General features: G+C 36.4%; 24 protein-coding genes. 8 read left to right on the top strand and 16 right to left on the bottom strand.

Annotation, left to right across the window (positions count from 1 at the left end):
• Positions 1-148 precede the first annotated feature (148 nt).
• Positions 149-1555, top strand: coding sequence for a polysaccharide deacetylase family protein (locus tag MHI00_RS03680; protein WP_332489791.1), 1407 nt, complete (start codon positions 149-151; stop codon positions 1553-1555).
• 120 nt (positions 1556-1675) lie between these two features.
• Positions 1676-1993, top strand: coding sequence for a hypothetical protein (locus tag MHI00_RS03675; protein WP_010051406.1), 318 nt, complete (start codon positions 1676-1678; stop codon positions 1991-1993).
• A gap of 163 nt (positions 1994-2156) precedes the next feature.
• On the opposite strand, the gene MHI00_RS03670 is transcribed toward MHI00_RS03675, so the two are convergent.
• A complete protein-coding gene (locus MHI00_RS03670; protein ID WP_010051405.1) occupies positions 2157-2426 on the bottom strand; it encodes a hypothetical protein in 270 nt (89 codons plus the stop codon).
• Positions 2427-2611: 185 nt separating this feature from the next.
• Here MHI00_RS03670 and MHI00_RS03665 point away from each other — a divergent pair, with 185 nt between their 5' ends.
• Positions 2612-3574 (top strand): exonuclease domain-containing protein, encoded by a 963-nt coding sequence (locus MHI00_RS03665; protein ID WP_341111164.1) that lies wholly within the window; start codon positions 2612-2614, stop codon positions 3572-3574.
• A gap of 104 nt (positions 3575-3678) precedes the next feature.
• Here the strand turns inward: MHI00_RS03665 and MHI00_RS03660 are convergent, their stop codons facing one another.
• The 9 genes from MHI00_RS03660 to MHI00_RS03620 form a co-directional block, all read right to left on the bottom strand.
• The gene (locus tag MHI00_RS03660) at positions 3679-3942 is read right to left on the bottom strand and encodes a type B 50S ribosomal protein L31 (RefSeq protein ID WP_010051403.1); all 264 of its coding nucleotides are present in this window, start codon (positions 3940-3942) and stop codon (positions 3679-3681) included.
• A gap of 138 nt (positions 3943-4080) precedes the next feature.
• Positions 4081-5376: a transcription termination factor Rho gene (gene rho, locus MHI00_RS03655; RefSeq protein ID WP_010051402.1), complete on the bottom strand. Its 1296-nt coding sequence runs from the start codon at positions 5374-5376 to the stop codon at positions 4081-4083.
• Between the two features lie 15 nt (positions 5377-5391).
• Positions 5392-6660, bottom strand: coding sequence for a UDP-N-acetylglucosamine 1-carboxyvinyltransferase (locus tag MHI00_RS03650; RefSeq protein ID WP_015077303.1), 1269 nt, complete (start codon positions 6658-6660; stop codon positions 5392-5394).
• 258 nt (positions 6661-6918) lie between these two features.
• The gene (locus MHI00_RS03645) at positions 6919-8514 is read right to left on the bottom strand and encodes a CTP synthase (protein ID WP_010051399.1); all 1596 of its coding nucleotides are present in this window, start codon (positions 8512-8514) and stop codon (positions 6919-6921) included.
• Positions 8515-8861: 347 nt separating this feature from the next.
• Positions 8862-9476: a DNA-directed RNA polymerase subunit delta gene (gene rpoE, locus MHI00_RS03640; protein WP_010051396.1), complete on the bottom strand. Its 615-nt coding sequence runs from the start codon at positions 9474-9476 to the stop codon at positions 8862-8864.
• Between the two features lie 44 nt (positions 9477-9520).
• Positions 9521-9952, bottom strand: coding sequence for a DUF1934 domain-containing protein (locus MHI00_RS03635; RefSeq protein ID WP_010051394.1), 432 nt, complete (start codon positions 9950-9952; stop codon positions 9521-9523).
• Complete coding sequence (locus MHI00_RS03630; RefSeq protein WP_332489795.1) at positions 9953-10927, bottom strand: sugar-binding transcriptional regulator; 975 nt, start codon at positions 10925-10927, stop codon at positions 9953-9955.
• Between the two features lie 480 nt (positions 10928-11407).
• Positions 11408-12406 carry an alpha-ketoacid dehydrogenase subunit beta gene (locus tag MHI00_RS03625; RefSeq protein WP_229252228.1) on the bottom strand — a complete coding sequence of 333 codons (999 nt, stop codon included), beginning with the start codon at positions 12404-12406 and terminating at the stop codon, positions 11408-11410.
• Positions 12407-12418: 12 nt separating this feature from the next.
• Positions 12419-13408 (bottom strand): thiamine pyrophosphate-dependent dehydrogenase E1 component subunit alpha, encoded by a 990-nt coding sequence (locus MHI00_RS03620; protein ID WP_057001289.1) that lies wholly within the window; start codon positions 13406-13408, stop codon positions 12419-12421.
• A gap of 264 nt (positions 13409-13672) precedes the next feature.
• Between MHI00_RS03620 and MHI00_RS03615 the strand changes: the two genes are divergently transcribed.
• The 3 genes from MHI00_RS03615 to yidA are packed head-to-tail and all read left to right on the top strand — an operon-like array spanning position 13673 to position 16744.
• Complete coding sequence (locus tag MHI00_RS03615) at positions 13673-14545, top strand: lipoate--protein ligase family protein (RefSeq protein ID WP_187958575.1); 873 nt, start codon at positions 13673-13675, stop codon at positions 14543-14545.
• Positions 14542-15927: an HD domain-containing protein gene (locus tag MHI00_RS03610; RefSeq protein WP_015077311.1), complete on the top strand. Its 1386-nt coding sequence runs from the start codon at positions 14542-14544 to the stop codon at positions 15925-15927. Before MHI00_RS03615 ends, MHI00_RS03610 begins: the two co-directional genes overlap by 4 nt.
• A gap of 7 nt (positions 15928-15934) precedes the next feature.
• The gene (gene yidA, locus MHI00_RS03605) at positions 15935-16744 is read left to right on the top strand and encodes a sugar-phosphatase (RefSeq protein WP_341111151.1); all 810 of its coding nucleotides are present in this window, start codon (positions 15935-15937) and stop codon (positions 16742-16744) included.
• Between the two features lie 114 nt (positions 16745-16858).
• Here yidA and MHI00_RS03600 read toward each other — a convergent pair whose 3' ends face one another.
• Positions 16859-17038 (bottom strand): 2-hydroxymuconate tautomerase, encoded by a 180-nt coding sequence (locus tag MHI00_RS03600; RefSeq protein WP_010051384.1) that lies wholly within the window; start codon positions 17036-17038, stop codon positions 16859-16861.
• 253 nt (positions 17039-17291) lie between these two features.
• Between MHI00_RS03600 and MHI00_RS03595 the strand changes: the two genes are divergently transcribed.
• Complete coding sequence (locus tag MHI00_RS03595) at positions 17292-17729, top strand: organic hydroperoxide resistance protein (RefSeq protein ID WP_010051383.1); 438 nt, start codon at positions 17292-17294, stop codon at positions 17727-17729.
• Positions 17730-17767: 38 nt separating this feature from the next.
• Here MHI00_RS03595 and MHI00_RS03590 read toward each other — a convergent pair whose 3' ends face one another.
• Positions 17768-18214, bottom strand: a complete 447-nt coding sequence (locus MHI00_RS03590) for an NUDIX hydrolase (protein WP_015077312.1) — start codon at positions 18212-18214, stop codon at positions 17768-17770.
• A gap of 157 nt (positions 18215-18371) precedes the next feature.
• Here MHI00_RS03590 and MHI00_RS03585 point away from each other — a divergent pair, with 157 nt between their 5' ends.
• Complete coding sequence (locus MHI00_RS03585) at positions 18372-19415, top strand: YdcF family protein (RefSeq protein ID WP_341111147.1); 1044 nt, start codon at positions 18372-18374, stop codon at positions 19413-19415.
• 50 nt (positions 19416-19465) lie between these two features.
• Here the strand turns inward: MHI00_RS03585 and MHI00_RS03580 are convergent, their stop codons facing one another.
• Genes MHI00_RS03580 through MHI00_RS03565 form a run of 4 tightly spaced genes read right to left on the bottom strand, consistent with a single transcriptional unit; the run spans position 19466 to position 23042 of the window.
• Complete coding sequence (locus MHI00_RS03580) at positions 19466-20773, bottom strand: Sapep family Mn(2+)-dependent dipeptidase (protein WP_341111145.1); 1308 nt, start codon at positions 20771-20773, stop codon at positions 19466-19468.
• A gap of 27 nt (positions 20774-20800) precedes the next feature.
• On the bottom strand, positions 20801-21319 hold the full coding sequence (locus MHI00_RS03575; RefSeq protein WP_010051379.1) for a GrdB-related putative oxidoreductase: 519 nt from the start codon (positions 21317-21319) through the stop codon (positions 20801-20803).
• Positions 21320-21331: 12 nt separating this feature from the next.
• Positions 21332-22690: a PTS cellobiose transporter subunit IIC gene (celB, locus tag MHI00_RS03570; RefSeq protein WP_010051377.1), complete on the bottom strand. Its 1359-nt coding sequence runs from the start codon at positions 22688-22690 to the stop codon at positions 21332-21334.
• Between the two features lie 22 nt (positions 22691-22712).
• The gene (locus MHI00_RS03565) at positions 22713-23042 is read right to left on the bottom strand and encodes a PTS sugar transporter subunit IIB (RefSeq protein WP_010051373.1); all 330 of its coding nucleotides are present in this window, start codon (positions 23040-23042) and stop codon (positions 22713-22715) included.
• Between the last annotated feature and the right edge of the window lie 55 nt (positions 23043-23097).

The following is a 23097-nucleotide window of genomic DNA, read 5'->3' as shown; positions in this document are numbered from 1 at the left end:
TGTTTCTATTTTAGCCCAAACTCTAGTTTTTAGCTATTTAAGAAAGAGTTAAAATCTGCCACCAGAATAAATTATCTTGCATAATAGTGTCTACATTGAGATAATAAAACCATAAGAATTACGTTATTTTATATCGGAGGGTTTAATATTGATTAAAGGCCGTACAAAGATTATATCTATTAGCATTTTAGGATTAGTGTTATTTTTAGGAGCTAGCTTGCTTTTTAAAAATCATTTAACTACTAAAAAAATACACGCAGAAAAAATAAAAACCTTCAAACAAATAAAACAAGCTGAAAGCAAAACCGGTAACCCCTTCACCTATCAAAAGAAACAAGTAAAAGAAGGCACACTCCATTTCTTTATTCCAACTGATGAAAAACAGCAACCTAATGAATTGATTGAAAAAGAAATGATTAAGCTTAGTCATCAATTGCTAAAAGAAAGCCGTAAAAAAAATGAGCTTACTGATTCAGAAGTTTATTTAACGTTTCAAACAAAAAAAACACAAGAGCCTACGCAAAATTTTACCGTTTCAGGATGTTTATTTGCAAAAAAAGAGGGCTCTTTTCGTAAAATGAACCAGAAAAAAAATGCACCGATTGTGTTAACGAATAAAACCGGTAAACAATTCGTTTTAGGCGATATTTTCAAATCAAATGACTCCTTAGCAGATGAATTGAAACAACGTGGTGAGGAAATAATTATGTCTAATCAGACTATTTCACTTGAAAAAATAGAAGAGATTGGCAACTTAGACTACCCAAATGATTGGACAGATTCCAATTTTACTTACGATGCTGATAATCTAACTATCCCACTTAAAAAAAATTCATTGGGGCTTGAAAAAATTAGTTACCCAATTGAAGCTATTGCCAATTTAGTGAATCCTGAATTTCTACCACTAAACAAAACGTTACCACCCACTACTAATTCACACTTTAGACCCGGTAAAAAAATTGCATTAACTTTTGATGATGGTCCAAAAACTGAGGTGACACCAGCTATTTTAAATAGTCTAAAAAAATATAATGCTCATGCAACTTTTTTTGTCTTAGGACAAGAAGCTGCTAACCATCCGGATTTATTAAATCAAATTTTAGCTGACGGACATGAACTTGGCAATCATTCTTGGAATCACTCTCTGCTAACTGGACTCAATCCAAACAACCTTGATGAGGAACTATTAAAAACGCAATTTGCTGTTTATCAAGCAACTAAACAATTTCCAAAATACTTTCGTCCCCCGTATGGAGGAATTAACTCATCTGTTGCTAAATCTCTTTATAAACCGATTATTCAATGGTCTGTAGATACGGAGGATTGGAAAATAAAAAATCCAAAACGAATTACGAATCGGGCATTAAGTGGAGCCTATGATGGAGCAATTATTTTGATGCATGATATTTATCCGACTACTCAACAAAGTCTAGATAATACGCTCAAAGGACTGCAACAGCAAGGCTATCAGTTTGTTACAATTAGTGAGTTACTAGAAAATCCTGCTAAGCCTTTGCATCAATATTTTGGATCAGAAGACGAGCGGAAAATTTAACTATTTTAGTTTTCCGCTTATTTGACTACTAAGCCAAACCATAGTAAGATTTAATGAGATGTATAAACCGCTTTCTTATTGATTTATACACTAGTTTAGTCATGGAGGAGAAGATAAACTATGTTTGAAGTACACAACTCAACGGATTTATTAACAGCTTTTGATAACAAGGAAGAAGAGTTTGTTATTAAGGGTGACTATTGTAAGGATATTCGCGAGTATGCAAAAAGCCAGTTAAGTGAAACTGAGTTATTGGGGATAGAACTTGGTGGTGCTGGTATTCCTTCTCTTTTTGGATATCTTATTGAAGCAGTCATGGACTTATTTAGTCATGAATCTAAAGAAAAATTAAAAATCGAAAAAAAATTAAGATTGTATAAAATAGAATCCATTGATAAAACAGCCATAAAATTGCGTTTAAGACAATTAGATTATTGAGAATAGTGAAGAGACCGAGAATAGTTTTCTCAGTCTCTTTTTGAATTCAACTATACCTGACACCTATTATTTCCTGGGAAATAATAGGTGTCAGGTATAGTGTATCGCCAAAGTAATCTAAACTTCTAATTACTCTTTAATTATTTATTTTATCTATTTTTTACTAAAAGCCCATATTTGATAATGCATCAATTGCCGTCATTGTCGTTTCACTAGTTTTCCTTGCCGCCGCCGTTTTATCTTTCGTTTCAATGCTTACTAAATGTTGCTTATACACTTTGTAGGTTGTTTCTTTACTCGCAACGTAAATAATAAAGCTTTCTCGATCTTGTTCGCAGGCTTCTTGCCAAGCTTCATTTTGATTTTCAGCTTCCACATCATCTACAACAATTGCTTTCCCATCAATGGTATGAAATGTCACTTTGTAAGTCATTTTCATTCCTTCTTTCTTTTTCTTAATCATACCAAATTCTTAAATTGATTCCTACTAATATGGGTTCCACCAGCTATTTTTTAATTTTGTAAACTATGTTATCATAAAAGTAATATGTTCATCAAAAAAATAATTGGTTGAGTTGGCTAGTGCTAAAAACTCATCTAAATTGAAGGAGCGATACAATGTCTGATTTTATGACTAAAAAATATGATGTGTTAGCAATTGATTTTGAAACTGCCACTAATAATAACTACTCTGCTTGTTCTGTAGCTGTGGCTCTAATTAAAGATCTTGAAATTATTGACTCTCATTATTGGTTAATCCAACCGCCTCATAACCGTTATTCCACAGCTAATACTGCTGTTCATGGGCTAAGCAGCTCTGATACGCGTGACGCCTTGCAATTTCCAGATATTTGGCCTGAATTGCAAACCTTAATTCGTTCGAGTGCTTTTGTCAGTGCTCATAATGCTCAGTTTGATATGTCCGTTCTTCATGAAGTCTTACACTATTATCAACTTCCAATTGAAGATTTTTCTTATTTTGATTCCATTAATTATAGTACTAAAGCTTGCGCTGGCGAAAGAATTCCAAGTGGTTTAAAAGAACGTTGTCAACGATTTAATATCATTATTGAGGAACATCACAATGCACTTTCTGATGCGCTTGCTTGTGGAAAATTAATTATTGCTGCAACTAAAGAAAAAAACAAAGCTTCTAGCCTTGAGTATCTTAATGCTTATTCTACTGTTACATCAAAAAAATTCTCTGAATTGAAAGCAAGTAAATTTTTTAAGAAACCTAGTACATCGACTGCTAACTTTAATCGTGTCGATTTAAATCAAATCAATGCTATTCAAGAAAATAGTCAATTAAGCCATCCGGATTTTTCAGAAAAATCCTTTGTTTTTACTGGTGAATTTAAGAAAGCCAAAGATGAATTGATGCAAGCTGTCGTTGAAAGAGGTGGTATCATTAAATCCGCAGTTTCTGGTAAGACTGATTATGTAGTTGAAGGAGTCCAAGACTTATCGATTGTAGGTGCAGATGGCTTTAGTAGCAAACAGCGCAAGGCTAGAGAACTGATTGCTAAAGGTTCTAGTTTAACCCTTCTAACTGAAAAACAGCTAGAGGAGCTTTTGTAATTCCCTAGGCTTTCTAATTTATTTTAGAAAGCCTTTTTCAATAAAAAAAAGCCCTTAAATCGTTGTCGAAACAACGTTTTAAGAACTTCTCTAAGCTATCAGAATTACTCTGCAGCGTTTTTGTCTTTGATACCGTATTTTTTGTTGAAACGATCGACACGACCATCTGCTTGGGTGAATTTTTGACGCCCAGTGTAGAATGGATGTGAATCAGATGTAATTTCGACACGGATTAATGGGTATGTTTGACCATCTTCCCATTCAACAGTTTCTTGTGAGTGCTTAGTAGAACCCGACTTGAATTTAAAACCTGTTGTTGTATCCATGAAAACTACTTGATGGTAATCTGGATGAATTCCTTGTTTCATAGTTTGTACGCTCCCTTTGCCCTGATTCATTTGCTGGATCAGAGTTATTTTTGTCTCTACGACAACATTAAAATAATACCACGCTTTGGTGATGATTGCAATGCAATTTCCACATTATCGTTATTTTTATTTCAAGCTTTATTTTCGGATTGTTCGATTGGTTCGCCCTTTACCGAAGGCTTCTTCGCTAAAACTAGCAAAAAAATCAGCATTCGTTTTGGTTTTACGTAAAATCTTAATAAATTTGTCTGTAAACTCTAATGAATCGCCTGTCATTAAACGACGTAACTTCCAAATCTCTTCTAATCGTTCACCTGGCATTAGCAATTCTTCTTTACGTGTACTTGATTTTTTAATATCAATAGCAGGGAAAATACGGCGCTCAGAAAGTTCTCGTGAAAGATGCAACTCGGAGTTCCCAGTCCCTTTAAATTCTTCATAAATAATGTCATCCATACGGCTACCTGTATCGACTAAGGCTGTTGCTAAAATGGTTAAACTACCGCCTTCTTCAATATTACGTGCTGCACCGAAAAAGCGTTTTGGTCGATAAAAGGCTGCTGGATCAATCCCACCGCTTAACGTTCGTCCACTTGGCGGAACTACTAAATTATAGGCCCGAGCTAAGCGGGTGATACTGTCCATTAAAATAATAACATCCCGTTTGTCTTCGACTAAGCGCATAGCACGCTCTAAAACAAGTTCTGTTACACGAACATGGTTTTCGGGTTGCTGATCAAAAGTCGATGAAACTACATCGCCTTTGACACTTCGCTCAATATCCGTTACTTCTTCTGGGCGTTCATCAATTAATAAAATAATTAATTCTGCATCTGGATAGTTTTTTGTGATGCCATTCGCAATTTCTTTTAATAAAATTGTTTTCCCAGCTTTTGGTGGAGCCACAATTAAACCACGTTGTCCAAAACCAACTGGTGCTAAAATATCAATCATTCGATTCGAAATTTTAACCTGTTCTGTTTCTAATTTCATTTGACGTTCTGGGTAAAGTGCCGTTAAGGCTGGAAAATGTGAGCGCTCTTTGGCTTCTTCAGGATTTTTCCCGTTGACCGCATTGACATGCATCAACCCGTAATAACGTTCGGAAGGCTTAGGTGGTCTAGCTTTACCGGTAATTTTATCCCCATTTCTTAGACCAAAACGTCTAATTTGTGACACTGAGATATAAATATCTTCCTGACTCGGAGTATAATTAATTGGGCGTAAAAAGCCAAACCCTTCTTGAGAAACAATATCTAATACACCTTCAGCAACAAAGAAACCTTGTTTCTCTTCTTGGGCACGGAGAACGGCTAAAGACAATTCTTTTTTATTCATTTGGCTATAATAAGGAATTTTAAAGTCTTTAGCAAATGTATAAAGTTCTTTTAGTGTCTTTTTTTCTAGTTCTGCTAGCGTTAGTAAATCACCCATTCGTGCAACTCCTTCTTATTTGTCTTCTACTTCTATCATTTTAATATCTGCGCCAAGGGCAGTTAATTTTTCTACAATATGGTCATAGCCACGTAAAATATTTTCAACACCTGTAATGGTTGTCGTACCTTCTGCCATCAAACCAGCTGTCACTAAACAAGCTCCGGCACGTAAATCACTCGCTTCAACCTCGACGCCTTTTAGCTTAGTTGGACCTTCTAATAGAATCATATCCGTTTCCACTCTGGCTTTAGCACCCATTCTAACAAGTTCTGGGATGTGTTTCACTCGTTTTGGATAGATGGTATCAACAATCATCCCTTCGCCATGAGCCTTTAATAATAGTGGCGTTAATGGTTGTTGTAAATCTGTGGCAAATCCAGGGTAAGGTAAGGTCTTAATGCTAACCATCTTCAGATTTTTCGCTTCTAATACTCGAATACTGTCTTCCCCAATTTCCATGGGTACACCCATTTCTTCCATCTTTGCAATTAAACCTTCTAGATGCTCAAATATAACATTTTTCACAACAACATCGGTTCCCATTGCAGCTGCCATTGATAAATAAGTACCCGCTTCAATTCTATCTGGGATAATGGTATGACGACAGCCTTTTAATTCCGTTACGCCTTCAATACGGATAATATCCGTTCCAGCCCCACGAACTTTAGCTCCCATATTATTCAATAGTGTGGCAACATCAATAATTTCTGGTTCGCGAGCTGCATTTTCAATAATAGTTTTGCCTTTTGCTCGAACTGCTGCCAGCATTAAATTAATTGTTGCACCAATTGAAACAACATCCAAATAAACTCGAGCTCCAGTTAATCCCTCGTCTCCAGAACGTAAGTACATCGCGCCTAGTTCATTGTCTACTGTAGCGCCTAAAGCTTCAAACCCTTTTAAATGTTGGTCAATAGGACGAGGGCCTAAAAAACAGCCACCAGGTAGTCCAACGACACCTTGACCAAATTTACTTAATAAAGCACCCATAAAATAATAGGAAGCTCTCAAACTTTTTATTTTGCCACTAGGCATCGGGATTGAGACTATTTTTGTAGGATCAATCACAAGTGTTGAGCCATCAAAGTCAACTTTAACATTCATTATTTCCAATATCTCAATTAATGAATGGACATCTTGAATATCTGGTACGCCTTCCAATGTTACTGGGGAATCGGCTAGAATCGCTGCTGGAATTAAAGCTACCGTGCTATTTTTAGCACCACTAATAGTTATTTCGCCTGACAATGGACGTCCGCCATTGACGATTAGTTTTTTCATTTAGTTGCCCTCACTTTTAGTTATCGTCTATTTTTTATTCGTTTTATTTTTAATTTAGGTAAATGATTGAACACCTATTACCATAATAGAAAATAAAATCTAAAAATACAATAGGACATCTCTAATCTTATAGAATCTTTCTGGGATTTATGGCAAAATAAGGAACAATTTTGCTGCTACTTTTTTAGCTTTAAACTTATTTAACCATTTAAAAATCCTCCTTAAACCTACAATTGTCAGTTTAAGGAGGAGAAATTTTTATTTTACAGAAGCACCAATGAACGCTTTAAATAGTTTTTGCGGACGAGTTGGTCTAGAAATCAATTCTGGATGGAACTGACACGCAACATAAAATGGGTGATCTGACAATTCAACAATTTCAACTAAACGTCCATCAGGTGATAAACCTGAAAAGACTAATCCGGCTTCTTCCAAAGTTTCACGATAGTCATTATTAAATTCATAGCGATGACGATGGCGCTCTTCAACTACAGCTACATTGTCGTAAGCTTTAGCAGCAACTGTCCCTGGTTCCAACGTACAAGGATACAACCCTAAACGCAATGTTCCGCCAAGATTTTCAACATTTTCTTGATCACTCATTAAATCAATAATATTGTTTTCGCAAGTTGGATTAGTTTCTGCTGAATCAGCATCTTTCAAACCAACTACATTCCGAGCAAACTCAACACAGGCTAGTTGCATACCTAAACAAATACCTAAAAATGGCACTTTATTTTCACGCGCATATTGAATTGCCGCAATTTTACCTTCTAAGCCACGGTCACCAAATCCACCAGGAACAAGAATTCCATCAGCATCAGCCAAGAGACTTGCAACATTTTCAGTCGTAACTTGCTCTGCATAAACCCAATCAATCTCGATATCTGTATCATAATCAAAGCCAGCATGTTTCAAAGCTTCAACAACAGATAAATAAGCATCTGGTAGTTCAACATATTTCCCAACTAACGCAATTTTTGTTTTTTTCTTTAAGTTTAACACTTTTTCTTCTAACTGAATCCATTCTGTCATATCTGCAACAGGAGCATCTATTTTTAAATGGTCACAGACAATTTGATCCATCCCTTGCGCTTGTAACGCTAATGGAATCGAATAAAGAGTTTCAACATCGCGAGACTCAATCACAGCTTCTGGTTCAACATCACAAAATGAAGCTAATTTATCTTTCAAATTTTGTGGAACAGGTTTTTCAGTTCTGACAACTAAAATATTAGGTTGGATGCCTAAACTACGTAATTCTTTGACACTATGTTGCGTTGGTTTTGTTTTCATTTCACCTGCAGCATTTAAATAAGGAATCAAAGTTGTATGAATGTACATGACATTTTCTGATCCAACATCAGCTTTCATTTGACGCAAAGCTTCTAGGAAAGGCAAAGACTCGATATCTCCAACGGTTCCCCCAACTTCTGTAATCACAATATCCGCTTCTGTTGTTTGAGCAGCACGCATAATTTTTTCTTTAATTTCATTGGTAATATGAGGAATAACTTGTACTGTAGCACCTAAGTACTCACCCTTGCGCTCTTTTCTTAGCACTTCTGAATAGACTTTACCTGTTGTTACATTTGAATATTGATTAAGATTAATATCGATAAAACGTTCATAATGACCTAAATCTAAATCCGTTTCTGCTCCATCATCAGTTACAAAAACTTCTCCATGTTGGTAAGGACTCATGGTTCCTGGATCAACGTTGATGTACGGATCGAATTTTTGAATCGTCACTTCTAAGCCACGATTTTTTAGCAATCGGCCTAACGAAGCCGCTACAATCCCTTTTCCTATTGAAGATACAACGCCACCTGTTACAAAAATATACTTGGTCATTAAATCGAACTCCTTCTTTTTTTATTTGAAATTTTGAATTCTTCGTTACTTTAACGAACTAAACTCAATTTTTCTGAATGCACCTATCTAGATGACTAACTTTTTAAAATCAAATAAACGAAAATCGTTATTTAATTTTACTTATTCTAGGGTTCGTTTATAAAAAATAAAAGAAAGCCCCCCATTCATAATGAACAGGGAGCTTGATTATCATTTTATCTCATTGGTCCTGCAAGATTTCTCTTTAGGGAGCCCAATAAAGATAATACAATCTAAAGAGCCAATCGTCAAGGAAATTATGCTTTTTCTCATAATTTTATTCAATAACGTATCGTTCTTTATTATTCTTATATTTTATCTTCTTCTTCGTCAGCAAATTCATCTTCATCTTCATCATCTTCTTCAATTAAAGTCAATGAACCTTCAATACCATCTGGCAACTCGTCTTCTTCGTCTTCATCCGCACCAATCTCAGTTAAATCTGATTTGTAAGCGACTAAATCGTTTTCTGACTCTTCTTCATCATCAATAACGACACCTTCTTCGTCAACTAAAACAACGTCTTCGTCTTCTGGATCATCATCGTTATAATCAATTACATCATCATCATCTGTATTTGGAACAAAAGCACTGACTTTCTTACGTTTTTTACGACGTGGAACTTCATCTTCTTCCTCATTCGAATGAGACACTTCTTCATCAATTGAATCAATCGGGAACCATGAACGTAAGCCCCAACGATTTTCACCTAAAGAAATAAAACTTCCATCAATGTTTAAATCTGTATAAAATTGAGGGGTATTTTTCTTCATTTTACCAACAGTAATGCCTAAATATTTCTGAATAGCCGTTACTAATTCAGAGAATTCTAAGACATCTCCTTTTTCATCTAAAATGGCATGAGCTACTTCAATCATCGACAATTCTTCTTTTTTCATACCGTCAAATTGTTTTAATTCCACATTCGCCACGTCCTTTCAACAGTCTACTCTTTATCATACAATAATTAGGCAGTAAAAAGCAATTGTAATTTGTATTCTCCTAATTTTTCTTCACCTAAATACAAATCATAGTGGATTTCTATTTCACCAGAAAAGGGTTGATCTCTTAAGCTGACTTGCATTTTATTTGTCATAGTCTCTAAAGCTACGACTCCTTGAGGGGTATTATAATTTGTAACATAACGTTCACCTTTACCAAAACGCAATCGTGTTCGCGTCTCACCAGCACGAATTAATGTAATTGTGCCATCGGCTTCAACTTTAATAGTAACTGGAATTTCGATGTCACCTTCTACTTCTATATAACGTAAATAAAGACCAGAACCCATTTGTACCATTTGTCCCATTACATCGAAAACATGTTTTTCTGGTTCTGCATATTGTGTAACTTGTGTCTCCAGATGAATTTTTACATCTGTACCTGCTTTTAAATCCATTTATTCTACTCCTTTATTTTCTATTTCAGTTGACTGACTTAATTCTTCTGCCATTCTTTGATCAATTACTATAGTATCTAATATACCAGCCATTAGCAAAGCTTTAATACTTAAAATTTTATCCAAGCCTGATGCAACAGCGATGACATTCTTAACTTTGCGTAAATCTTCAATTGTCACGCCCATCAAACGCTGAGTTAAATCTGTGCTTAATTCTTTTCCTGTAGCATCAAAAAATGAAGCCACTGCATCACCTACTACACCTAGTTCTTTTAATTTTTTTAATTCAGCACTATGAATATAAGCAAGTTCTTCCCAGGTACTTGATGTAACTGGATTTCCAACGCCAATAATTGCCATGTCGACTTGCTTGGCTTTTTTCAAGGCCTCCAATGCAAGACTTGATGTTTCTAATATCTGCTTCAATTCTTTACTTTCAGCCAAAGCTGGTGCATAAAAATAGGTACATTTAGCTGAACATTTTTGCGAAAATAAAAAAGCTAAATGATTGGCATCTAAAAACAAATGATGACTAGCAACCCCTCCTACCAAAGGATGAATCGTTACATTTGGATAGCTAAGAAAAGGCATTTCATCAATAACTTCAGCCACAGTTGTTCCCCAACTAACGCCAACACTGCTAACTTGATCTAATTTATTTGCAACATATAAGGCTGCCGCTCTAGCAACATTTTTCTTTAAAGTTGCTGGAGAATTATCTTGTCCATCTGGCACGACAATAACATCCTTAAGTTGAAATTTCTTTTCGATTTCTAAGGCTAAAGATATTGAATAAGCATTTTCATCCTTGATATAAATTTCCACAATACCAAGATCACGCGCTTCTCGTAACAACTTTGAAATAACTGGACGAGAAATTCCAATTTTGCGGGCAATTTCAGCTTGGGTTAAACCTTCTGAATAATACATCGTGGCTACTTTTAAAATTTTCCGTCGATCCTCAGTGTATTTCATTGTCTGTCTGTTCTCCTTAATAAAAAGTTTGTTGAGCCGGTTAGGCCTGGCAGAAAAATAGGAAATTCCAAGAAAAGTGTCTCTTTACTTTTTTGGGAATTTATCTTTTTTCCGAAGGGCTGGCTCAAAAGAACTAGCCTTGAATAAAAAGCTCGTTGAGTCGGGTAGCTCCGGCAAGAAAATAGGAAAAATTGATAGGACGCTTTTTGTCCTCTCGAATTTTTATCTTTTTCTCGAGGAGTTGACTCAAAAGAGCTAGCCTTGATAAAAAGTTCGTTGAGCCGATTAGGCCTGGCAGAAAAATAGGAAATTCCAAGAAAAGTGGCTCTTTACTTTTTTTGGGAATTTATCTTTTTTCCGAAGGACTGGCTCAAAAGAACTGGCCTTGATAAAAAGTTCGTTGAGCCGATCAGCTCCGGCAGAAAAATAGGAATTGGAAGAATGGCTATTTTCACCATTTCGCTTTTTTAGTCAAACACTCTACTTCTCTTTAACGAAGCTTGCTTCCATCAATTCTAAGGCTGCTTGATAAATATCCTCGACTTGAGGAATCGCATTTTTTTCTAAGTCTTTCTGATAAGGCATAGGTACTGCAGCTCCACCTAGTCGCTTAATTGGGGCTTTTAGTTGGTAAAAAGCCGAGCTTTCTGCCACGACACTAGCTACCTCTCCACCAAAACCACTGCGTTTAACCGCTTCATGAACCACTAATAAACGTCCAGTCTTTTTCACAGAATTAATAATCGTTTCAGTATCTAATGGTACCAATGTTCTTGGGTCAATAACTTCCAAAGAAAGGCCTTTTTTAGCCAATTCTTCTGCAACGTCTAATGTTTTGTGTACCATAATTCCTGTTGCAACTACGGTAATATCACTCCCTGCTCGTTTGATATCAGCCACGCCTAAGGGAATAATGTATTTTTCATTTGGAACATCTGAAACTGTTTTGTAGCAAAGTTTATGTTCATAAAACATCACGGGATTATTGTCAGCAATCGCTGCATGCAGCAAACCTTTTGCATCATATGCAGTCGCTGGTTGTACAACTTTTAAGCCAGGGATGTGAGCCGTCCAATTTTCTAGACTTTGGGAATGCTGAGCAGCCGCACCTGTTCCCGAACCGCCTGCTGTGCGCATCACTAAGGGAACTTGAGCTTTTCCCCCATACATATAATGGATTTTTGCCGCCTGATTTACAAGTTGATCCATTGCAATCGTAATAAAGTCGGAGAATTGCAATTCAATAATTGGGCGTAAGCCAGTAATCGCTGCGCCAACTGCTGCTCCAGCAATCGCACTTTCTGATATTGGCGTACAACGAATCCGTTGACTCCCGTATTTTTCGATTAAGCCTTTCGTTGCTCCAAAGCCACCACCATATACACCAATATCTTCGCCTAATAAAAAGACTGTTTGATCTTCAGCCAGCGCTTCATCTAGCGCTTCGTTAATGGCTTCAATATAAGTTAATTCTCTCAAAACTAGTCCCTCCTATTCTGCGTACACATCCGTATATAAATCAGCTAGCGTTGGATTTTCACCCAGTCGAGCTTCTGCTACGGCTTCTGCCACTTTTACTTGCGCTTTGTGCTTAATTTCAGCTAGTTCTATTTCACTAGCAACTCCTTCTTGTTCAAAGAGTGTCGCCGTCAATTTTAGGGGATCTCGTTCGATCTGCCATTGCTCTTCTTCTTCTTTCGTTCGATAGACACGCTTATCTGACTTAGAATGCCCCTTGAAACGATAAGTTAGAGCTTCTATCAAAGTCGGTCCATGCCCGTCCTGCGCCCTTTTAATAGCTGTTTGAGTCGCATCCAAAACAGCAATGATGTCATTTCCATCAATTGTGACTCCTGGGAAACCATAACTATCTGCGCGCATAGCCAGCCTAGGAATGTTAACCATCTGATCAATCTTACTGCTCATACCATACTGATTATTTTCAATGAAGAAAATCACTGGTAAATTCCAAATGGAAGCCATATTTAAGGCTTCATGAAAACTACCTTCGTTTGTTGAACCATCTCCAGCGTAACAAATAGTCACAGCTCCTGTTCCTTGCATTTGAGCACTCAAAGCGGCTCCAACTGCAATTGGATAACCAGCTCCAACAATTCCATTGGATCCGATGTTTCCAGTTGCCAATTCAGCAATATGCATGCTGCCGCCTTTGCCGTGATTCGTGCCATTTTTCTTACCAAATAGTTCCGCCATCATAGCTGTCATACTGGTTCCTTTTGCGATTGTATGTCCGTGACCGCGATGGGTTGAGGTAATCCAATCGCTTGTCTTTAATAAATATCCTGAAGCTGCTGCTGTTGCTTCTTGCCCAATCGATAAATGCGTTGTTCCATGAATTTCTCCAGCACGAAATAGAGCTTCAACTTGTTCGTCAAAAAAACGGATTTCCCACATGACTTGATAGATTTCTTTTAACTGATTATCTGTTAGACCTGCCAAATTTTGAATGTGGCTCGTCATCCTCTCACCTACCTTTACAAATGTTCTCACTTTGATCAATTGTAAACAGTATAGCCTTTTTAGCAAATTCAGGTCAAGAAATCTGCCAAACTCTTAGCATTTTTTTAAAATTCGGCAGAATATCGGCTATCTTGTCTTATTTTTGTTATAATAGCTAGGTAGAAGGAGTTCAGAGCAAAAATAAGTTCGTTTGCTTTGATATCCGATTAGATTAATGAATAAAGAATCCATGCTAATTTTTAGCTTATAAGGGAAGAGGATTACATGTCTGAAGTAAAACAGATTGATTATTTAAAAGAACAAAGCTATACCTTGTACGACTCTGATACTATGCCTTTTTCTAATCGTTTTTTATCTCATTTCGCATTAGGCGATAGTTTAATTAAACGTGTTGGAGAAGCCCAAAAAGAACCAGTTTTGCATTTTTGGACGGCGGACGAGCTTGTTATTTTAGGTATGATGGATACAAAATTGCCCCACTTTTCAACTGGATTAGACAGTTTAGCCCGTTACAATAAAAATTATATCGTTCGCAACGCTGGCGGTTTAGCTGTTGTAGCAGATGCTGGTGTGTTAAATCTTTCAATGATTTTTCCTGACAATCCAACTCATAAAATCAGTATTGATGAAGGCTACCATTATATGTTTCGCTTGATTCACAACACCTTCAAAGCTTATGGGAAATCAATTGAAGCATACGAAATTACGGAATCTTATTGTCCGGGCGATTTTGATTTAAGTATTGATGGCAAGAAATTTGCTGGGATTGCCCAACGTCGCTTACGGAATGGAATTGGTGTTATGATTTATTTGAGTGTCAACGGCAATCAAGAAAAACGTGCTGAAATGTTACATGATTTTTACCATGAAGGGCTGCAAGGTGAAGAAACTAAATGGAAATTTCCACATGTAAACCCTGCGGTTATGGCTACACTAGAAGAACTATTAGATACGTCATTTTCAGTTTCCGATGTCAAAAAAATGATTTTAAAAACCTTGTCTGATAATAATAATACCTTAATTAAAGGACAGTATGATTCTGATTTAGTTGCTGATTACCAAGTAGCATTCGGAAAAATGGTGCAACGCAATGAACAAATGTTGCAAGAAAATTTGAATAAGGAGTTGTTGTTATGAATTTTGTCCCGTATAAAGATCAACTACTGCCTGTTGAAAAAGTTTTTCGTGATCCAGTCCATGACTACATCCATGTCCAATATCAAGTCATTTTAGATTTAATTGATAGCCGTGAGTTTCAAAGATTACGCAGAATCAAGCAACTAGGTACATCTTCTTATACGTTTCATGGTGCAGAACATACGCGTTTTACTCATTCACTAGGTGTCTATGAAATTGCTAGACGAATCTGTGATAAGTTTTCTAGAAACTTTCCAATGGTTGTCCCTGGCGACGGAGGTTGGGATGATTCAGAACGCTTAGTGGTCCTTTGTGCCGCTTTGTTACATGATATTGGTCACGGCCCTTATTCTCATACTTTTGAACGGATTTTTGAGACGGATCATGAAGCTATTACGGTGGCAATCATTACTTCGGAAGAAACGGAAGTCAATCGAATTTTGAAACAAGTTAGTTTTGATTTTCCTGAAAAAGTTGCGAGTGTCATTCAAAAAACGTATCCAAATCCGCAAGTTGTTCAATTAATTTCTAGTCAAATTGATGCCGATCGTATGGACTATTTATTGCGTGATGCCTATTATACTGGGGTTAATTATGGTACATTTGATTTAACTCGAATTTTGAGAGTCATCCGCCCTTATAACGAGGGAATTTCTTTCCAAATTTCGGGGATGCATGCGGTTGAAGATTACATTGTTAGTCGCTATCAAATGTATATGCAAGTTTATTTCCACCCTGTTTCAAGAAGTATGGAGGTCATCTTAAACCATCTATTGAAACGAGCAAAAGAACTTTATTTGAGCCCTGATTATGAATTCCAATCGCCGGTTCAGTTACTTGCTCCTTTTTTTGAAAAGAACTTTTCACTAACGGATTATCTTAATCTTGACGACGGCGTTCTAAACACTTATTTTACCCAATGGCGGACTGAAAAGGATTCGGTTTTAAGTGATTTGGCACATCGTTTTCTTGATCGACATGTATTTAAATCTGTTTCATTTGATTTAGCAACTGATTTAGATATCATCGAAAAAATGAAGATGTTGATTACCGAAGCTGGCTATGATACTGATTACTACACGGCATTAAATAATAGTTTTGATTTGCCGTATGATTTTTATCGTCCTGAAACTGTGAATACACGAACCCAAATTGAGTTAGTCCAAGCAGATGGCAGTTTTATTGAGTTGTCGAAAGCTAGTGATATTGTTGCGGCAATCACAGGAAAAACTCGTGGAGATGAGCGCTTTTATTTTCCAAAAGAACTTTTAACACCTAAAGTGACGACTGAAATCAATCTTTTCGAAGCTATTTTTGAAGAATTTACACACTATATAAAAAATGGTGCTATTGTGCACCCTAAAAATGAATTGGAGGAATGAATAAAAAATGAGTATTGAATTAATTGCAATTGATTTAGATGGAACGTTATTAACCCCAGAGCGTGTTGTCAGTCCTAGAGTAAAAGCAACGATTGCTGAAGCGAAGGAAAAAGGTATTAAAGTGGTTATCTGTACAGGGCGCCCATTACCTGGCGTGACTCATTTATTAAAAGAGCTTAATTTAGAAGAAGAAGGCGATTATGTCATTACTTACAATGGTGCCTTGGTTCAAACAGCCCATGATGGTGAAGCGATTGCTCATCATACTTTGGACTTTGATAACTTTTTAGAAATCGAGGGATTAAGCCAAGAACTTGGTGTTCATTGTCATGCCATTGACCGTGATAGTATTTATACAACAAATAAAGATATTGGCTACTACAGTGTTTATGAAGCGATGTTGACGAATATGTCTTTAAAATATCGTAGGGTTGAAGAGATGGATCCTAACATTGAAATTAGCAAAATGATGATGATTGATCCACCTGAAATTTTAGATCCGGCTATTGCTAAGTTTCCAGCTGGTTTTACAGAAAAATATACGACTTTAAAAAGTGAACCTTTCTATTTAGAAGTGTTGAATAAAGATGCTAGCAAAGGTCAAGCAGTTCGTGATTTAGCAGGAATTTTAAATATTCCTCGTGAAAACATCATGGCTATTGGAGACAACGAAAACGACAGTGACATGCTAGTTTACGCAGGAATAGGCGTAGCGATGGGCAATGCTGTTCCAACTGTTAAAGCGATTAGTGATTATGTAACTGAAACAAACGTAAACGATGGCGTGGCAGTAGCTATTGAAAAATTTGCCTTTTAATACCAAGGTTCCAAATGACTAACAAATAGCAGTATTTAGATAGTAACAAAACTCCCAGCAGATTAGATTTTTTCAATCTAATCTGCTGGGAGTTTATTTGTATTTTCTATCCTACTACCCTTTTAATTGACCATTTTGAGCATAATCAGAAGGTTCCATGTCACGTAAAATAACATGGATATTTTCTCCTGGAGCTCCAGTATTTTTCATTACTGCTTCGGTTACATCTTTAACAAGTTGTGCTTTTTGTTCAGCTGTTCTGCCAGCTAACATTTCAATATGGACAAATGGCATTCCAATCACTCCTATTTTTTCATTTATATTTGATTTAAGAATAGCATTACACTCTACAGTCGTCAATCCAAAAGCTGTCTGCCTCAACTCCTAAAAACCCTGTCTAACTACTTTAACTTTTTTAAGTATGAGTAACTAAAATAAGACCTATACTTGATAGGCAAATAGTCTTTGAGCAGATGATTCGATTTATTTATTTTTAAAGAGTAAAATAAGTAAGTAAGATTAAAAAGATACGAGGGGAGTTTTTATTATGCCAGATTCTAAACAGTTGTACCAAACAAAAGCGATTAATACAGGTGGTCGTAATGGTGAAAGTCATTTACCAGATGGTTCTTTCTCAGTTAAAATTTCTACACCTAAAGATATGGGTGGCAAAGGACAAGGTAGCAATCCTGAGCAATTATTTGCTTTAGGATACAGCGCATGCTTTAATTCTGCCTTAGAGCTTGTTATGGGCCAAGAAAAAGTTAGCGGAAAATCTCAAGTTACAGCTACAGTTGAGCTACTTTCTGATCCAAGTGATAATGGTTTTAAATTAGCTGTTGAATTGGATGTTGCTATTGAAGGTAAAGAGTTAGATCAAGTTCAAGAACTTGCTGATAAAGCACACCACGTTTGTCCATATTCTAAAGCAACTAGCGGTAATATTGATGTGACTGTCAAAGCTGTTGCTTTCCAAGAAATTTAATACTAAAAAAGAGGCTGGAAAAATTCCAGCCTCTTTTTTTATTTTTCTAATGCTAGATATTGTTCAACTGCCCATTTATGGCTACCGCGTTTTAATTTTTCTATTGCTGTGGGAATATCCATCCACTCTAACCCATTAAAATCTTCTAAAGGCGCACATTTTTTGTGCCAACTTTTGGCTACATAAAAATAGCCGGGATTATGATAATACTTTTTTCTGAATGTAGAATAGTAGAAGTCTTCAGCTTCACCTAGATATGTTCCAATTTCAATTTCACAGCCTAATTCTTCCATAACTTCTCGATGAAGCGTTTCTTCATTTGTCTCGTTTCCTTCTATTTCGCCCCCTGGCAATAGATAGGCCCCATTTGGTGGTGAAACTAACAATAGTTGATCTTTCGCTTGATTCAAGATCAATATATAGACCCCAATTCGGATATGATAGTCTTGTTCGTCAATTTTAGTTCCAAAACGTTTTACGTCCATAGTCTTTCTCCTAATCTCTTTTTATTTATTTTACCAGATTTTTTCTCATTTTACTCTAATATTTCACTTAATTTATTAAAAACAACCTCATTTATTCTATCATTGCTCTTTTTTTGTTATACTGTCCTTAAGTATTATGATTATTTAGGAGGAAATTATGGTTTTATATTATCTAACGTTGTTTTTCTTTATTATTTTTGCTGTCTCTTACATTCAAGATCGACGTAAAATTATCAATGGTTTTTTATTAAATCTATTCTTATTTTCAGGCTGTATGTTACTTGCCTTTCAAGCTTATGAGACACAAAACCCCATTTTAATGACTATTTTTATTATTCTTGTTGCAATTTTTTCTTTCTTTGCTCTATTTGGAGCGGTCTTATTAATGGGTTTCTCATTTTGGAATGCACGAACTGTAATAAAAAAAGAAGGACGTAACTTTTCGAATCTACTCACACTCTTCTTGGGCTTTGGTATTTTGTTTATGATTATACTTTCTTTTTTCGATTTAAATGCCCTGTTTCCTAGTTACGTTGTATCGATTATCAGCTTTATTTATCTAGTTATCTTTTATTTCTTTTTTATCTTCGTCAATTTCTTAGTTGCTTCGCTCGTTTATCAACTTTATCGTCCTCGCTTAAATAAACATTTTGTCATTGTTTTAGGAAGTGGCTTAATTGATGGACATATCGTCCCACCTTTGTTAGCAAATCGTATCAAAAAAGCCCTGGCATTTTACGATCGGCAAGCAGCTAAAACCTCACCACCAAAAATTATTTTTTCAGGTGGGCGTGGGGATGACGAAAAACTAGCCGAGTCTGTTGCTATGCGAGCCTACGCTATTGAACATGGTTTGCCGGCAGACGATGCTTTAATTGAGGACCGTTCTGTAAATACTTTACAAAATATGCTCTATTCGAAAGAGATTATGGATACTAGAATGAAGGGAAAAAAATACAAAGTTATCTTTTCAACAAATAATTTTCATTTGTTCCGTGCTGGAATTTATGCGAAAAAAGCTGGCCTAAATGCTCAAGGTATTGGCGCAAAAACAGCCTTTTACTTTTGGCCAAATGCAATGATTCGTGAGTTTATCGCTATTATCGTGATGCATAAAAAATTCCATCTTTTATTGATTGGCTCGATGGCTTTAGTTGGCATTTTGCTACAATTAGCCCTCTGGTATTCTAATACCCATTAATCCCAAATAGGGAAGAACACATCTCAATATGAGCGTGTTCTTCCCTATTTTTATTTAGCTAATTCAGCCATAGTCACTGCGTAAATCTCCATATTCTTCATTAAATCAGCCAAATCCATATATTCATCCTTATTATGAGCAATCCCTTTTTGACCTGGGAAAGACGGACCAAAAGCAACAATATTTGGCATAGTTCTCGCGTACGTTGCACCTGTTGTAGTCACTGGTGTACCATCCATTCCTGTACATTCTTCATAGACTTCCTGCATTATTTTTAACATAGGATGGTCTAACGGAAACGAAGTTGCAGGCATTTTCCGAATAATTTGAAGTTGACTATCCATTGGTAAATGCTGTTTCAATTCCACTAGAATGTTTTCTTCAGTGACAGAGACCGGATAGCGAATTGAAAGTGTTAAATGAACTTTGTTTTTCTCTATTTTAAACGCATAGGGTGTTAGCATTAATTTTCCTGAAGCATGATCTGAGAAATCAATACCTAAACCAGACCCATCATGTTTAAGGTGGAGTGCTGTTGCCAACCAGCTAAAATAATCAGCTAATTCCCCTGTAAAAAAGTGTTCATTCGTTGCTATTTCAGCAAATTTAGTCAGAACATTCTCTCCCATTTCAGGTGCATTGCTTGGAGCTCGTTTGCCCTCAATCAGAATTTCTTCCCCGTTTTTCAAGGTAACTTCTAAATGATCGGGTACGGAACTACGAGTAAAAGTCCCTTTAAAGTTAGAGATCTGTTTTACCTCTTTTTCAGGCATTACTGTTACGATTTCAATCCCAACTAAGCCACGCTCCCCATATACAGCTGGATACTTACAATCTGGCGTAAATCCATAGATTGGCGGTTTTTCGGTGGTTAAATAAAGAGGGATATCGGCTGAACCACTTTCCTCATCTGTACCAAATAAAATCCGAATCGTTTTACTCAAAGGGATATTTAACTCCTTTAACACAGCTAAAGCATATAAGGTACTGATGGCTGGTCCTTTATTATCTAAGACACCACGGCCATATAAAACTCCGGCTTCTAGGGTTAAATCAAACGGCGGATAAGACCAACCACTACCGGCCTCAACAACATCCAAATGCCCAACAACGCCAATATACTCGTCATTATTCGTTCCATATTGAGCATACCCCACAGCATCACTAACTATCTTTGTTTCAAAACCCAGTGCGCTAGCTAAATCTAAGGCTGTTTCTAAAGCCTTTTTCGGACCTTTCCCGAAAGGAGCTCCAGTTTCAGCAAGACCTTTAACACTATCCACTTTCATGACTTTTTTCAATCCAGCCAAAAATTCGGCTTCTTTTCCCTTAACAGCTGCTTTTATTTGTTCATGCATCCGTTTTTCACCTCGCCCTGTTCTTTCTTAAAAACAAAATTCCGCTTCTAAACGCGCTGTATCTTCCAACTTTCCTTTTGCCACAACTAACTGCGCCATATGTTTAAAGGAATCATTTAAACCGATTCCGCCTTTTTTAGGCATTTTTACAATAGGAATATCATGTTGATAGTTTGCAGTAGCTGGATTTTCAGCTGACATCGCAGCAATGGCTGGGATCCCATTTTCATTCATAGCTTTGGCTAGCGAACCACACATTTCTCCAAAGTTTGGATAGTGCATGGCAGGACCACATAAAACAGCATCTGCTTCAAATTTTTTAGAAAAACCAATGAATTTCTTTTTAACCTCAGCTTCATTTTCTAAAAAATAACGATCGCCACAATACAGAGTTGCTACGATAGTACCACCAAAAGATTCAATTAATGGTTCTAAAGTCATCCCAGGTCCAATCGGGCTTTTCTTTCCACCTGGAGCTAATAGTGCATTTTCATCACTCCCCATGCCGGCTTGGACATGATTTAAAATTAAAACTACTTTAATCATTTTTTTCACCTCTTATAAATCTTCAAAATCAAAATCGTCAAAGGAAATATCATCCTCTTCTTCAGCAACCGTAGCTACTTGCTCATCAATTAAATATTGGTCATCTAGCACTTTAATAAATGGATAATAAATAAACATTCCCAAAATAAAGAGCAGGCCTTGTAATACAGCCCCTTGCCAACCACTAACTAAAAACCCAGAAATAATAATTGGCATCGTCCAAGGCAACTGAATTCCATTTGTAAAAGGTACCCAGCCCCAAGACATAGCAAAGTAAGCAATCACGATATTAATCGTTGGAACTAATGCAAACGGAATCAATAAAATTGGATTTAAAACAATGGGTAAGCCAAAAATAATTGGTTCATTAATTCCAAAAATTCCAGGAACAAGGGACAGTTGTGATAATTTTTTAATTCGTTGGCTTTTACAAACAAAAATCATGACGACAATTAAAGAAAGAGTTGAACCTGCCCCACCAAACGTCGCAAACATATCTTGAAATTGACCTGTGATAATATTCGGAATTGGCAAGCCATTTTTATAGGCATCTAGATTTTCAACTGATAAAGCTCTCAGCACTGGATTAAAAACAGCTCCAACAACACTTGAACCATTGATTCCAAAAAACCAGAAGAAATGTAAGAATAAATAGGCAATCACCATTGCACCTAGTGTATTTCCTAAGCTTAATAACGGTGTTTGTAAAAATTGGAAAATAAATAATTGCAAGCTACCATAGGATGTTAACGTAAATACCCAACTGATAACAAAGAAAATAAAGATAACAATAAATCCTGGAATTAGCGCTTCAAATGATTTCACAACTGTTGGTGGAACACCCGGTGGCATTTTAATCACCCACCCTTTTTTAATCACAGCCGCAAAGATTCTGGTCCCCAATAAGGCAACAATAATGCCTAGGAATAAACCTTTTGAACCCATCCACTCTAACGGTAAACTCGTAACTTGAACAACCTCTTCGGTCCCTTCAAGGGTATAATTTGTAAAAAATGGGGTTACCATAAAAAAAGTGACCAGTGATAAAACTGCTGCTGCAATGGCATCAATATCAAATTGCTTCCCTAAACTGTACCCAATACCTACGACTGCTAAAATCGCCATGACATCAAAGCTAGCTGAAGCTGGAACAGACATTTTAGAAGCCCAATCGGCTCCTAAAAAACTAGCCATAAAATCACCAAATGGCGTCCAAGGAAAGTTGGCAATTAAAAGAAATAATGAACCAATAATTAGCATCGGTGTCGAAATCAAAAAGCCATCTCGAATCGCAATCAAATACTTATTCTCTCCAATAATCTTCGCAAGTGGCATCAATACACGTTCCATACCGTCTAAAACTTTTTTCATTTCTTATGCTCCTCTCCAATTTTTATTTTTTCTGACTTTTAATCAACTTCAAGGCTTCCTTTAACGCTTTTTCGCCATCCATCATGCCATAAATTTCGGGATCAATCCCTCCAACAGGAATCCCTAATGGTTCAAATTTATCTTTTGTTTTTTGTAATAAAAAGCGAACTTGTGGACCTAGCAGAATACAAATCGGTTTTTCAGTTTCTACAACTTCAGCAGCCCTAGCAACTGGATAGGCTGAAATTTCTAAAGGCATCCCATGTTCATTTGCTACCGCTTGCATTTTATTAACCATAATACTTGTTGACATCCCTGCATCACAAAATAAATAAATCTTTTTCTTACTCATCATTTTTCCTCCTATCTAATCTAATACTATTTTTTACTCGCAGTTCCAATGAATG

Source organism: Carnobacterium sp. FSL E2-0243 (assembly GCF_038003605.1).
Taxonomy (GTDB): domain Bacteria; phylum Bacillota; class Bacilli; order Lactobacillales; family Carnobacteriaceae; genus Carnobacterium; species Carnobacterium maltaromaticum.
Note: the sequence above shows the minus strand (reverse complement) of the source record. Positions and strands in the feature narration are given on the sequence as shown.